This window comes from Bacillus sp. 196mf, assembly GCF_003217275.1.
Taxonomy (GTDB): Bacteria; Bacillota; Bacilli; order Bacillales; family Bacillaceae_G; genus Bacillus_A; species Bacillus_A thuringiensis_S.
On record NZ_QJTG01000009.1, the window covers coordinates 81,860 to 95,832 of the forward strand.

Below are 13,973 nucleotides of genomic sequence, written 5' to 3' on the forward strand. Positions count from 1 at the left end.
AATTTTTTCATCCAACACGCTTAATAGAATAAACTAGAACATCGATTCCATGAAATGACGTTGTTTTCTCATAGCTGAGCCCGGTTTTTCTAGCAATAAATATTGAGGCGGGATGATTCGGATTAATAAGAGAAATTAATTTATTCATTCGTAATGCTTGGAAACCATAGTCACGAAATGCTGCCGCCGCTTCTTTTGCATACCCTTTTCCCCAATACTGAGGAAGTAACCAATAACCAATTTCAATTTCCTCTTTTCCATCTATCTTCTGCTTTACCAGCCCTGCATGACCAATTCTTGTTCCCGTTTCCTTTTCAATCAATACAAATAAACCGAGACCGTTTTTATAGCTAGGAATCACCCATTCCTCCAGACTTTTTTTACACTGCATATATGTTTTTAACGTCCCATTTCCAATATAACGCATTACCTTCTCGTTCCCCCACAGTGAAGCGTAGAACTGTAAATCATCCATTGTATATTTGCGAATTTGTAAACGTTCTGTATGAAACATGCTGGCACTCCTTTCCACTAATTTTTTCTTCATTTCACGATCACGTTTTGTGTGTATACGAAATGTTACTATTTATTATAAAGTGAAACTTTAATCAGTGGGAAATTTTGTTCATCCCCACTGATTATTAGCCTTCACCAACCAGGCGTTTACGGGCAGTGTATCTCCCGTCTAACTTCTTTGCTTTAGCCGAATTTTTAGGCGGGAGTCTTACTGCCTGGAAAATAGCGGGATAAATGAACCAACAATAAAATACAGAATATTCATTCTTAATAACTAAAAAAAGCAGTAGACAAATATTGTCCACTGCATCCATATCATAACTAGCATAAAGAAAACTACAATTGAGGGGGGTGTAGGATTTTCAAATATACTAGATACTTATCCCGTTCTAACGGGCGGTAAACTTTCCAATTGTTTCAAGTGAAAAGTTTACCGCACATAAGAACTTCCTTCGTTCATTAAGATAGTATTGCTAAATAATCATATACACGCTTAGATTTCTCTCCACCCATTCGTGCATGTTGAAGAAGAGAAATACCATGAGGGCCAGATGCACGCAATGCTTCTGGTTGAGCTACTAAAATAGCTTGTACAACTTCTAATTCACCAAGCATAGCTGCTGCAAAAATATCCATCCGAGCACCCTTTTCTAGTAAATAAAGAGTAATATCTTTACGACCTACATGTGCCGATGCGCCTAACGCACTTTCCCAATCTGATCCACCCCAATTATAAGAGGCGTGAAGTAAGCTTGGCGATTCAGCTAATAGCTCTTGTACTTTCTCTAAATCCCCGTGAGCTGCCATAACAAATTCTCTTACTAATTCAGTGGTAATACGCTCTTCTGTTTGCATCGCTCTTCTCCCCTTCTAGAAATTCGTTTCGGTGTAAAAAACGGTTTGTCATTTCCTTGAAAAATATCTACATCTATGCCAAATACATGTTGAAACATTTCATGGCATAGTACTTCTTCTGGTATACCATCATACTGAATCTTTCCTCGCTTTAATACGAGTAAACGATCGCTATATTGAGCAGCTTGGTTAATGTCATGTAAAACCATTATAATTGTCATTCCAAACTCCTCATTTAATCGTTTCACAAGTTCCATTACTTCCAACTGGTGAACGATATCTAAAAAGGTTGTTGGTTCATCCAATAATAAGACATTTGTACGTTGCGCTAGCGTCATCGCAATCCAAGCACGTTGCCGTTCCCCTCCTGATAAAGAATGTAAAAGACGATATTCATACCCTTCAAGATTTGTAACAGACAATGCCCAATCAACAATTTCTTCATCTTCTTTATTTAAGCGGCTACTCCATGATTTATGTGGACCTCTTCCGAACTCAATTAGTTCTTTCACTGTCAAATCTAATTGATGATCATGCATTTGTGGTAACATCGCTAATTGCTTCGCTACATCAGCACTCTTCATTATATGAATATTTTTCCCATCTAAAATGATGTCCCCTTCGCTTTGTTTCAGTAGCCTTGCTATTAAACGAAGCAAAGTAGATTTTCCCGATCCATTCGGACCAATTAAACTAACGATTTCTCCAGCCTTAATATGTACATTCATATTTTGCATTTTAAATCTTTCAGAGTGTGCATAAAACACTTTGTTAACTGAAATCACGTTGTTTTCCTCCTCTATGAATTAAATATAAGAAGAAAGGACCACCTAAGAAGGACAGTAAAATACCAACAGGCAATTCGATTGGGTCAAACCAACTTCGAGCTATTGCATCTGCAAAAACAAGTAATACCCCGCCGCCAAGGCATGATAAAGGTAGCAAATATCTATAATCATTTCCAACTAATAAACGTAGCATATGTGGTACGACAAGACCGACAAATCCAATAAGACCAGACACACTTACCGCAATTCCAGCTAATAATGTACTTACTACGATTAAATAAAACCGACTTTTTTCCACATTATGTCCTAATAGTTTTGCCATTTCATCTCCAAGCATTAACACTCGAATATGCTTAATACCAAAGAAAGCTAATATAATGGCGAATATTGCATAATAAATAATCATGTTTAAATGTGCCCAACTTACACCACCAATGCCGCCCGCTAGCCACGGTAACACGGATTGTACTTTGTCACTATGTAATAACATTAAAGCTGACGTTGCTGCACCAATTAATGCATTGATTGACACTCCTACTAAGACGATTCTTGAAGGTGGTGCCCCTTTTTGCCATGATAAAGCATAAATAACCATCGCTGTTATGAAAGCTCCTAAAAACGCCCCTAGTGGTAAAAAAGCTAGATGCTGTGGGAATAAAATCATGATGACAATTGCTACAAGGCCTGCTCCAGATGAAACCCCGATAATACCAGGATCTGCAAGAGGGTTTCTCATAACCCCTTGCAGCAGTGTACCAGATGCAGCTAAACATGTTCCTACTATAAACCCAACGAGAACTCTCGGTATGCGAAGATCCCATACAATTCGATGAACTGTCGAACCTTCATCTTGTATACCTGTTAGAATGTCTCGTACAGAAAAAGATAAACTTCCTGCGAAAAGTCCGTAAAAGAGGCCTAGAATTGTTAATACAACTAAAGTAACTGCTATTATCCATCTTTTTTTCGCAAAAGGATGTTCCTTTTCTCTTACTACTTCACTACTTTCCATACGTATCATTTCCTTACATCTTGTATACTTTTATACATAAAGTCCATTGCTTCTGTAACTTTTGTCCCAGGATTAGATCCAAATAAATCAGGTGGCAAAATAACTACGCGGTTTTGTTTTACTGCATCTAAATTTTTCCACGCTTCATTTTTCATCATTTCGCCTTCGAATGCTTTTTTCACACTTTTTGGATCTCCGTGTGTAATTAAATAAATGACATCTGGATTCGCCTCAATAATACGTTCTACACTTAGCTGTGCATATTGCGGATATTCTTTCGTTTCTGGAAAATCAGAAGCAATATTTTTCCCGCCTGTTTTTTCTAAAACATCACCTGATAAAGATGTTGGTAATGCCGCTAAATAAGTACCTGGTGCGCCATACACTAGCAATGCTTTCACATCGCTCTTTTTCTCATATTTCTTCATTTGATCATTGATTTTTTGATTAAGTTCTTTTGCTTTATCTTCTTTCTTCATTACCGTTCCATATAATTCAATATTCTTTTGAATATCTTGTACAGAATTCGCAGAAGAAATGATTACTTTCGTTCCCTGTCCTTCAACCGTTGGCACATTCTTTTGGAATCCATTGTTAGCAACAAGTACATCGGGCTTTAAACTAGCAATTTGCTCAAAGTTCGGTTGATGTGCATTCCCGATTACTTTTGCTTTCTTTAACTCCTCTGGAAGAGTTAATTTCGTATCCGGACGACCTACTACTTTTCCACCTAAAGCATGAATAATATCCATGTCTCCCATACTTAATGTTGCAAAACTTTCTGGTACTTTATCGAATGTTACCTTTCTCCCTGACAGGTCGGTAATTTCGATTTTTTCTTTTCCTTTTTCTATTTTGGTTGCAGACGCTTTTTCGTCCCCTTTGGCACTGCAACCTATTAACAAGAAAAAAATAGATAAAATCGCTGTAAATAGCGTAATAGATTTTTTCATTCCTTCACCTCTAATTGATAATGATAATCATTAACTACTATTCTACTTTAATTGATAAGGATTATCATTGTCAACATGAAACGCATACATTTTTCTACAAAAAACAAAAAGCGCGACAAAAAGATTCTTTCTTTTCGCCGCGCTCTAGTTAACAATATTATTCACATTCATTTTCCTCTAACTGGTCACGCATCATTTTCACACGCTGAAAGAAAAAGAACGATAAACTTAAAAATATAACGATGCTCCCCATCATAACAAAAAATTGGATTGTCTCTTTTGCTCCATCCGGAATCAACAAGCCAACCAGTAACAATGTACTTACAGCGAGAAGAATTTGTCCGAACCTAGTATAATCTTCTATTTTCCCTTGTAATTCTTTCATTATATTCTCACTCCTCCATTTCACTTTATCATATTCTATGAAACTGAAAGACCAGTAAATACAGCCATTCTGGGAGATGTTTTCCAACAAAAAAAGAGCCGCTTTACTGCGGCTCTTTTTTAATCATTATTCACCTTTATATGCTTCCATATAAATTTCTTTCAGCTCTGAAATAAGCGGTAACTTTGGATTAGCAGTTGTACATTGATCTTCAAAAGCTCTTTCTGCTAATACTCCAACAACCTCTTCAAATTGCTCTTTATCTACCCCTTGTCCGGCAATACTCATATTAATATTTAAGCTTTTTCCAAGCTCAATAATTGCTTTGACGAGTGATTCCACACCTTCTGCTACTGAGCTTACTGGAAGCCCGAGCATTCTCGCAATATGTGCATAGCGTTCATCTGCTACAAAGTGCTCATATTTTGGGAACAATGCGTGTTTTCTTGGCTTAATAGCATTATAGCGGACTACATGCGGCATAAGAATTGCATTTGCACGTCCGTGCGGAATATGGAATTCTGGACCAATTTTATGTGCTAAGCTGTGATTAATACCTAGAAAAGCATTTGCAAATGCCATCCCTGCAATTGCAGAAGCGTTATGCATTTTTTCCCGTGCTTCTTCATCATTTCCATCTTTATATGCTCTCGGTAAATATTTGAATACGAGATCAATAGCTTTTAATGCTAATCCATCTGTATAGTCATTTGCCATAACAGACACATACGCCTCAATTGCATGTGTTAAAACATCCATACCAGTATCTGCTGTTACATGTGGTGGTACTGTCATTACAAATTGCGGATCAACAATTGCTACATCTGGTGTTAATTCATAATCTGCGAGCGGATACTTTATATTATTTTTCTTATCTGTAATAACCGCAAATGGTGTCACTTCTGATCCTGTTCCTGATGTTGTTGGAATCGCAACAAACTGCGCCTTATTTCCTAATTCCGGATATTTACATGTACGTTTTCTTATATCTAAAAACTTCTGTTTAATGCCATAGAATGTCGTTTCTGGATGCTCATAGAATAACCACATTCCTTTTGCTGCATCCATAGCTGAACCACCACCAAGTGCGATAATTACATCTGGCTTAAAGCTTCTCATCATTTCCGCACCTTTAAAGACAGTTTCATCTGATGGATCTGGTTCGACCTCAAAGAAAACTTCAATTTTCACATCATTTGCATGCTTGTTTAAATAGTGCGTGACTGTATCCACATAGCCATGTTCAACCATTCCAGGATCCGTTACAATAAATGCACGTGAAATGTTAGGCATATTTGCTAAATACGCTGTAGCATGTTTTTCAAAATAAATTTTTGGCGGCAATTTGAACCACTGCATATTCTTTTTTCTATTTGCCAGCCTTTTTATATTTAATAAATGAGTCGCTGTTACATTTTGGGAAACTGAATTTTTTCCGTAAGAACCACAACCAAGTGTAAGTGATGGAATAAATCCGTTATATATATCCCCTATTCCACCTTGTGATGAAGGTGCATTTACAATGAGACGGCAAGCTTTCATACGTAATCCAAATTGCTTTTGCACTTCTTTATTTGTAGAATGAATAACTGCTGAATGTCCTAAACCACCGAGGTTCAACATTTCTTCGCAATATGTAAATCCTTTTTCTAATGAATTCGCCTTCACACAGGCTAATACTGGGCTCAGTTTCTCACGAGATAACGGGTATGCTGCTCCGATACCTTGAATTTCAGCTACAAGCATTTTTGTATGTTCAGGAACAGTAATCCCAACTAATTCGGCAATATACTGTGCTGATTTTCCTACAATATCACTATTTACTGCACATGTATTTTCATTTATAACGAGCTTTTCTAATTTTTTTCTTTCTTCTTCTGTTACAAAGTAACAATTGTTTTCGATCATTTCTGTTTTAACATCATCATAGATTTCTTTATCGACAATGATTGCTTGTTCCGATGCACAAATCATACCGTTATCAAATGTTTTCGATAAAATTAAATCATTAACAGCTCGTTTTACATGTGCTGATTTTTCTATATAACACGGTACATTACCAGGACCTACACCTAGTGCTGGTTTTCCAGTAGAGTAAGCTGATTTCACCATACCAGCGCCTCCAGTTGCTAGAACGAGTGCCACACCCTCATGGTTCATTAATTGTTTTGTCGCTTCGACAGACGGTCTTTCAATCCATTGAATACAATGTTTTGGTGCACCAGCTTTCATTGCTGCATCATATACGGTTTTCGCTGCTGCCACCGAACAATTTTGTGCAGAAGGATGAAATGCGAAAATAATTGGATTTCTCGTTTTTATCGCAATCAAAGCTTTAAACATTGTTGTCGACGTTGGATTCGTTACTGGTGTTACCCCAGCTACTACACCGACAGGTTCTGCAATTTCTATTATTTCTTCATGAGGATCTTCGTGAATAATTCCTACCGTTTTATCTTGCTTTATACTATGCCAAATATATTCAGTGGCAAAAATATTTTTAATGCATTTGTCTTCATAGACACCACGGCCTGTTTCTTCAACAGCCAATTTTGCAAGTGGCATATGTTGATCAACACCTGCTAATGCCATTTCATGAACAATGTTGTCAATCTGCTCTTGTGTAAAACTTTCTAATGCTTGTAAAGCTTGTTGACCGTTATTTACTAACGTATCAATCATCTCTTTTACCTCTTGCATTTCATTTACAACTTTCTCTTTGACTACCATGTAAATTTCCTCCTATTCTGTTATCACGGTCTTTATAAGTCCCTACAGGTCATAATAAGTCCCGATTAGCGAAAAAAAATAGAGTTACCGTCCTACATGAATCCCATTGTTTGTGAAACATTTCACAAGTTTACTCGTGAATAACATTTCATGAATTCAATATACATGAAATCATTTCATTTGTGTATGTCTAATTTGTGAAATGTTTCACAAATTAACATAATAAAAATGCACTGCTCCACATTAGCAGTGCATTTTTTATTACGCTAGCGCTTGTGCTAAATCTTCAATTAAATCTTCACCATCTTCAATACCGACAGAAATACGAATTAATGTATCTGTAATTCCTAATTCTTTACGGCGATCTGCTGGGATTGATGCATGTGTCATTTGAGATGGGATAGAAATTAAACTTTCTACTGCTCCTAAGCTTTCAGCAAGTGTAAAGTATTGCAGTTTCTCAAGTACTTTATTTAATGTTTCCTCACTATCTACATCAAACGAAATAATAGCACCAAATCCATTTGCTTGTTCTGTTGCTAATTCGTGGTTTTGATGTGATTCAAGACCTGGGTAATATACTTTATTTACTTTTGGATGATTATTTAAGAATTCAGCAATAGCGCGTGAATTCGTTTCATGTTCTTCCATACGAATTCCTAATGTTTTTAAACCGCGAAGTAGTAAGAAGCTATCTTGTGGTCCAAGAATACCTCCTGTTGAGTTTTGTACAAAGTGAAGGTCTTCTGCTAGTTGTGGGCTATTTACCACTACTAGACCTGCAACTACGTCACTATGACCTCCTAAATATTTCGTTGCACTATGAAGTACAATGTCTGCTCCTAAAGAAATCGGCGACTGCCAATATGGCGTCATGAATGTATTATCAATAATTGTTAATAAATCTTTCTCTTTAGCAAGAGTAGATATTTTCTTAATATCAGTAATTTTTAGTAATGGGTTCGTTGGTGTTTCCACATAGATCGCTTTCGTATTTGGACGAATTGCTTCTACAACTTCCTCTAAGTTTGTTGTGTCTACAAATGTATGTTCAATACCGAAGCGGTTTAATACTTTCGTAATAACACGATACGTTCCACCATAAACATCATCTGTTAAAATAACGTGGTCACCTTTTGAGAACAACATAATTGTCGCTGTAATAGCAGCCATTCCAGAACCGAATGCAAATCCAGCATGACCATTTTCTAATACAGCAATCATTTCTTCTAAAGCTGCACGTGTTGGGTTACCTGTACGTGAATATTCATATCCTTGATGCTTACCAACCGCTTCTTGTTTGTACGTACTTGTTTGATAGATCGGTACGTTTACAGATCCAGTTGAAGGTTCTCCTATGCGAATACCATGAATTAACTTTGTCTTTGCTCTCATTTTTTATTCCCATCCTTTGTATATGTCTTTACTTAAATAGCGCTCACTACTATCAGGAAAAATGGTTACAATATTTGTACCTGGTGCTGCCTTCTCTGCCTCAAGTAAGCTCGCATGAAATGCTGCTCCTGAAGAGCTCCCAACGAGAAGTCCTTCTTTTTGCGCTAATTCTTTCACTCGTAAAAATGCATTTCGATCAGAAATCGTATGAATTTCATCAAAATAAGATGTCTTCAAAAATGGCGGGATAAATTCCAGTCCAATTCCTTCGGTCTCATGTGAACCAGCCTTACCACCATTTAAAATAGATCCTTCTGGCTCTACGATAACTGTTTTAATATCTATATTTTTTTCTTTCAAATAAGATGCAGTCCCCATAAACGTACCGCCAGTTCCTGCTCCAGCAACAAATATGTTAATCTCTCCATTCAGTGCATCCCAAAGTTCAGGACCTAGTGTTTTGAAATAAGCACGCGGGTTTGCTTCATTCGCAAACTGACTTGGAGAGTATGAATTCGGTATTTCATTTACTAATTCTTTTGCTTTTGCAATTGCACCGGTCATTCCTTGCTCAGTCGGTGTATGCACGACCGTTGCACCTAGTGCTTTCATTAATTCTTGTTTTTCAATACTAAATTTCTCTGGTACACAAACGATAACACGTAAATCATGTTCTAATGCTGCAAGTGCCAGTCCAATACCAGTATTCCCAGCAGTCGGTTCAATAATTGTTCCACCTTGGGTAACAAGCCCTTTTTCTAGCGCATCTTCGATTAATTCTCTTCCTAAACGATCCTTAACGCTTCCGCCTGGGTTATAAAATTCAAGCTTTGCAAATAAGCGGACCCCTTTCGGAAGTGAAAAACGAGTAATTTCTACAATTGGTGTATGACCAATTAACTCATGAACTCCACGATATACATTCATCGTGTTCTCCCCCTTGTTTGCCAATAAAGAAAAGGCAACTGTATGTATTTTCTTTATATGAGACAGTTGCCTTTTTGTTACATTACTTTAACTCTTCTAACACTTTTACGATAAAGTTTGTAGAATGAAGAGCTGCTTGATCTAAAAACTGATCAAATGAAACATTTGATTCTTTACCAGCAATATCAGAAAGTGCGCGAATGATAACAAACGGAACTTCATATTGGTGGCATACTTGTGCGACAGCTGCTGCTTCCATTTCTACCGCATAAAGATTTTCAAATTTATCACGGATGGCTGCAACGCGGTTCGGATCACTCATAAATGAATCGCCTGTTGCAATCATGCCTTTTACAACTTGAATATTTTCTTCAGTTTGCATACATTTCTCAGCTAATGCAACTAACGCCTCATCAGCTTTAAATCCAGGCGGCATTCCTGGTACTTGACCATATTCATAGTTAAATGCTGTTACATCTACGTCATGGTGACGAACTTCAGTGGAAATAACTACATCACCAACGTTTAGAGAATGATGGAATCCACCAGCTGAACCAGTATTAATTACTTTTTCAGGCTTATATTTTTCTAATAAAATTGTCGTTGACATCGCTGCATTTACTTTACCAATACCAGACTTTAACAAGATTACTTCATGTCCTGCTAATAGCCCTTTCGTAAATTCACAACCTGCAACCGTTTCTGTTTCTGCTTGTTCTAATTTGTCACGTAAAATACGTACTTCTTCTTCCATTGCTCCAATTACAGCAATTCTCAATCTAATCCCTCTTTCTATTGCTTAGTTGCCTCCATTACCCAAACGAAATGATTTAATCTCGTAAACGTTACATGGAAGCCATTGTTTTCAAAAATAGTCTGCATAACTGGAATACGTGTATAGTATTCCGTTTGCAAATCGTTTGCTAACTGGTGAAAACCTCTTTGTTTTGCTGTTTCAACAGTTTTATCATATGCATCTTGATCTGCAAATATCGTATCAGCAAACACTATTTTACCACCTTTGTTTAGCAATTGACTATACTTCGCAACCGCTACATTTTTTTCATCATCTGTTAAATGATGAAATGCATAGGTGCTTACGATGGTATCAATTGAATTTGGGACTTCAAACGAAAGAAAATCACCTTCTGTAATCGAAAATTCTTTTGGCAATTTCTCTTTTGCAATCATACGCATTTCACGCGACGGTTCTATACCGTAAACTGTGCGGCCAGCAAGTAATAATTTATTTGTTAAATTACCTGTACCGACACCAAATTCTAATACATTACCAAATGACTTGTTAACTACATCCTCTAGAATATCCTCATAATGGGCGAAAACTTCTTTATATTGTATATCTTCGCCTTGTACGAATGAGTCGTACGTATGAGCCCACTCATCAAATAAACCATTAAATTCTGTGCCCATAAAAATTCCCCTTTTTCTTATCGGTTTTATCAGTATGATATTCCCTCTTTCTAAAAATGTCAATTGAAATGTACATGGTATTTCCTTCTTTTCTTTGTTACACTATAGTTGATTACATAGGAGAGGGGCCGTCTTCATGTCATTTACCTTTGAAATGTTAGAAGATAAAGTAGAATTTTTTGAAGCGGGAGACTTAGCTTCTTTAGAACGAAAAATTAGTGAACAAATCGATAATAATAAAGCACTTATGCTTGAAGTTCATCACATCTCACATCAAATGGTTATGGATCCTGAAAGCAAAAGACCGTATTATAGCGCGGTTGTTCATTTTAAATTAAAGAAATTGCGTTAACTAAAAAAGAGAAGCTCCTAAGGAGCTTCTCTTTTTTAGTTTAGAGTTTGAACAAGTACTGGTTTCCAGCCCTCATTGTCTACCCAATCAATATTTACGTAATATCTTTTTCCACTTTGCTTATCTTGAACGTCACCATAAGCTTTACTCTTTCCAGTTTTGTCTCTTCCAACAAAATGGAATACTAATTGCTCCTTCGGTACTTCAATACCTGCAGCAATTGCACTTTGCATCTCATTCCAATCTGATGACCCCTGTTTAAACGTCATCGCTGGTGATGAACCTTGTTCTGTTCCTACAGCTTTCCAAGAAGGTTTTGTATAAGCCTCTTTTGCCTTGGATACAGTTTTTTCAGCTGATACTTTCTCGTTAGCTTTCGCTTCTTCTTCAGCTTTTTTCTTTTCTTCCTCAGCCTTTAACTTCTCTTCTTCAGCTTTTTGCTTAGCTTCTGCTTGCTCTTTTTCTTTTTCTTTTTTCTTAGCAGATTCTTTATCTTCTGATTTTCCAGCTTTCTCATTCTTTGTTGTTTGTTGAGAGACTTTCTTATCAGTAGAAGATGCTTGCTCTTTCGTACTAGGAACGAACAATTGATATGCTACAATAGCTACTAATAGTAATACAATAGCGATTGCAATATTTAAAACACCGTTTTGACGACGTTTTTGTTGTTTCTGTTGGAATCTTGATCCTCCTGCCATTCTCCAAACCTCCATGCAGTTTTTCCTAATTGCTATTGTAACATTAAATCTAGAAAGGTTGAACATTTACAATGATATTTTCATGAAATGAAAACAATTCACTATAAATTGCAAGATTACTTTTCATTCTCCAATTGATAGATTGCTCCTACCATATCTTTAAAAATAGGTGTTACTTTATTCACTTTGTTATCAGTCTCTAGATCAACAACAACTAAAGCATATCTTGGATTCTCATACGGAAAATAACCTGCAAACCAGCGATTCACCCTCGTCCCTTTCCCTGTTTGCGCTGTCCCGGATTTTCCAGCGACACTGAGCGGTAACGAGCGGAATGCCGTTCCTGTTCCTTTCTCCCTTGTTACAACGCCTCTTAATAACTCTTGTAATGTTTTCACTGTTTCATACGAAAGCTGTTTTCCATGTAACGTATGGTTCTCAAATGTAAAAAAATCCGCTCCATTTTTATATACTATTTTTTCAACAGCTTTCACTTCCATCTTTTCTCCATTCCTCGCAATCGTCGCCATCATATTAGCAATTGCTAGAGGTGATATACGTACATCTTTCTGTCCAATCGCTGTTTGCTCTACCGCTTTTTTACTATTTTTGTTTTCTTCATTCCCCCAAATAGTAGTGCCTTTTTCTTCTGGCATTTGCTCGAAATGAGGTGTATGAAATACAGAACCTTTCCATCCGACCTTTTCATTTGCTCCTAAAGCTGCTACGTATGTTTCTAGCACCGTCCTATCCTTTTGTAATAGCTCGTTACCTAACTCGGAAAATGTCCTGTTACAGCTCCTAGCAAAGCTCTCTTTGAAGTTAAGTGTACCCATCATAACTTGTGGGTCGTTTTCACCATATAAATCTTTATTACAATTAAATGTCCGATTAAACAAATTTACTTTTTGATCAATGACTGCAGCTGCAACTACTGTTTTAAAAACAGAGCCTGGAAAATGCGGCGTTAACATTTGATTTTCAAGTGTAGTCTTATATAAATTCTTATCTCTTACTTGTAAAGACGGCTTACTGACCATCGCTAATATTTCATTTGTCTTTACATCAAGTAATACTAATCCCCCCTTCTTTATTTCATTTGCTTCAATCACTTCTTCTGCTTTTTGCTGCAACCCTTTATGTAAAGTAGTTTGAATCCTAACTGGGTAAAATGGATTTCCTGGTGAAGTATATTTCGCTTGCTTTCCGAAAATTGGTTCTCCTTGCCGATCTACTTGATACAATACTTTTGCCTCTCCATCAGTCAATAAAAATTCATCAAAAGATTGCTGTAATCCTGAAATACCTATCGGCGTTTGTTTTGAAATTTTTTTCACTTCTCCATATCGCTTTTGAAATTCTCTTTCGTTCTCCCCTACATCACCAATTAAATGATTTATCTCCCCAGTTTGTTTTAATCGCACTTCAGCTGCTACAATACCTAATACATGTAATTGATTCACCTTCTCCATCTGCTCTCGTGTCACTCGAAATGGAGCAGTTTCCCCTTGCAGTATAAATGCATTTTTTTTATTTTTCATTTGTCTTCTGATCTCTTGTCTCGACACACCAATGATATGCGCGATTTTCTCTAACATGTCATTTTTTATTTGTAAAAATGGAAAAACAATTAAAACAGGATACTTTTCCTCACCTATTTCTTTACCACTACGATCTATAAACTGCCCACGTCCATCGTCTACTGCAATGGATTGCGTACGTTGCGTAACACTTTTTTCAATTAAATTTATTTTGCGATCAGTAAATGATTCTGTATCTATAATTTGGATTTGAATTAAACGACAAAGCAATAAAAACATAATGCCCATAAAACAAATTAAAACAATTGTAATTCTCCGTTTTATTTTCATAAAAAAACACCTCGTCTATTATAGTTTGGACGGAGTGTTTCATCTTTTATACAAATAAAA

At 36.6% G+C, this 13,973-nt stretch carries 14 protein-coding genes; 1 reads left to right on the forward strand and 13 read right to left on the reverse strand.

The window, feature by feature from the left end; all coding sequences use genetic code 11:
* Positions 1–7: 7 nt before the first annotated feature.
* From ATL10_RS14980 to ATL10_RS15040, 11 genes are all read right to left on the reverse strand, one after another.
* Positions 8–547: a GNAT family N-acetyltransferase gene (locus tag ATL10_RS14980; protein WP_141541664.1), complete on the reverse strand. Its 540-nt coding sequence runs from the start codon at positions 545–547 to the stop codon at positions 8–10.
* 428 nt (positions 548–975) lie between these two features.
* Positions 976–1,371, reverse strand: a complete 396-nt coding sequence (locus ATL10_RS14990) for an ankyrin repeat domain-containing protein (RefSeq protein ID WP_098235830.1) — start codon at positions 1,369–1,371, stop codon at positions 976–978.
* Positions 1,338–2,156, reverse strand: a complete 819-nt coding sequence (locus ATL10_RS14995; protein ID WP_098235751.1) for an ABC transporter ATP-binding protein — start codon at positions 2,154–2,156, stop codon at positions 1,338–1,340. The genes ATL10_RS14990 and ATL10_RS14995 overlap by 34 nt, the downstream gene beginning before the upstream one ends.
* A complete protein-coding gene (locus ATL10_RS15000) occupies positions 2,143–3,171 on the reverse strand; it encodes a FecCD family ABC transporter permease (protein ID WP_141541663.1) in 1,029 nt (342 codons plus the stop codon). The genes ATL10_RS14995 and ATL10_RS15000 overlap by 14 nt, the downstream gene beginning before the upstream one ends.
* A 5-nt stretch (positions 3,172–3,176) precedes the next feature.
* The gene (locus ATL10_RS15005) at positions 3,177–4,124 is read right to left on the reverse strand and encodes an ABC transporter substrate-binding protein (protein ID WP_048558750.1); all 948 of its coding nucleotides are present in this window, start codon (positions 4,122–4,124) and stop codon (positions 3,177–3,179) included.
* 157 nt (positions 4,125–4,281) lie between these two features.
* Complete coding sequence (locus ATL10_RS15015) at positions 4,282–4,509, reverse strand: YrhC family protein (RefSeq protein ID WP_098235749.1); 228 nt, start codon at positions 4,507–4,509, stop codon at positions 4,282–4,284.
* A gap of 126 nt (positions 4,510–4,635) precedes the next feature.
* On the reverse strand, positions 4,636–7,239 hold the full coding sequence (adhE, locus tag ATL10_RS15020; RefSeq protein WP_098235748.1) for a bifunctional acetaldehyde-CoA/alcohol dehydrogenase: 2,604 nt from the start codon (positions 7,237–7,239) through the stop codon (positions 4,636–4,638).
* Between the two features lie 261 nt (positions 7,240–7,500).
* Complete coding sequence (locus ATL10_RS15025; RefSeq protein WP_001201921.1) at positions 7,501–8,634, reverse strand: bifunctional cystathionine gamma-lyase/homocysteine desulfhydrase; 1,134 nt, start codon at positions 8,632–8,634, stop codon at positions 7,501–7,503.
* A gap of 3 nt (positions 8,635–8,637) precedes the next feature.
* A complete protein-coding gene (locus ATL10_RS15030; protein ID WP_001103877.1) occupies positions 8,638–9,561 on the reverse strand; it encodes an O-acetylserine dependent cystathionine beta-synthase in 924 nt (307 codons plus the stop codon).
* 82 nt (positions 9,562–9,643) lie between these two features.
* Positions 9,644–10,339: a 5'-methylthioadenosine/S-adenosylhomocysteine nucleosidase gene (gene mtnN / locus ATL10_RS15035; RefSeq protein ID WP_001217027.1), complete on the reverse strand. Its 696-nt coding sequence runs from the start codon at positions 10,337–10,339 to the stop codon at positions 9,644–9,646.
* A gap of 14 nt (positions 10,340–10,353) precedes the next feature.
* Positions 10,354–10,992, reverse strand: a complete 639-nt coding sequence (locus tag ATL10_RS15040) for a class I SAM-dependent DNA methyltransferase (RefSeq protein WP_000536323.1) — start codon at positions 10,990–10,992, stop codon at positions 10,354–10,356.
* Positions 10,993–11,128: 136 nt separating this feature from the next.
* Here ATL10_RS15040 and ATL10_RS15045 point away from each other — a divergent pair, with 136 nt between their 5' ends.
* Entirely contained in the window at positions 11,129–11,344 is a 216-nt protein-coding gene (locus tag ATL10_RS15045) for a YrzA family protein (protein WP_000010984.1), read from the forward strand.
* A 35-nt stretch (positions 11,345–11,379) separates the two neighbouring features.
* Here the strand turns inward: ATL10_RS15045 and ATL10_RS15050 are convergent, their stop codons facing one another.
* Together ATL10_RS15050 and ATL10_RS15055 are read right to left on the reverse strand one after the other, a co-directional pair.
* Positions 11,380–12,042: a YrrS family protein gene (locus ATL10_RS15050; protein WP_000897094.1), complete on the reverse strand. Its 663-nt coding sequence runs from the start codon at positions 12,040–12,042 to the stop codon at positions 11,380–11,382.
* Positions 12,043–12,158: 116 nt separating this feature from the next.
* A complete protein-coding gene (locus ATL10_RS15055) occupies positions 12,159–13,913 on the reverse strand; it encodes a peptidoglycan D,D-transpeptidase FtsI family protein (RefSeq protein WP_000695142.1) in 1,755 nt (584 codons plus the stop codon).
* Positions 13,914–13,973: the final 60 nt, after the last annotated feature.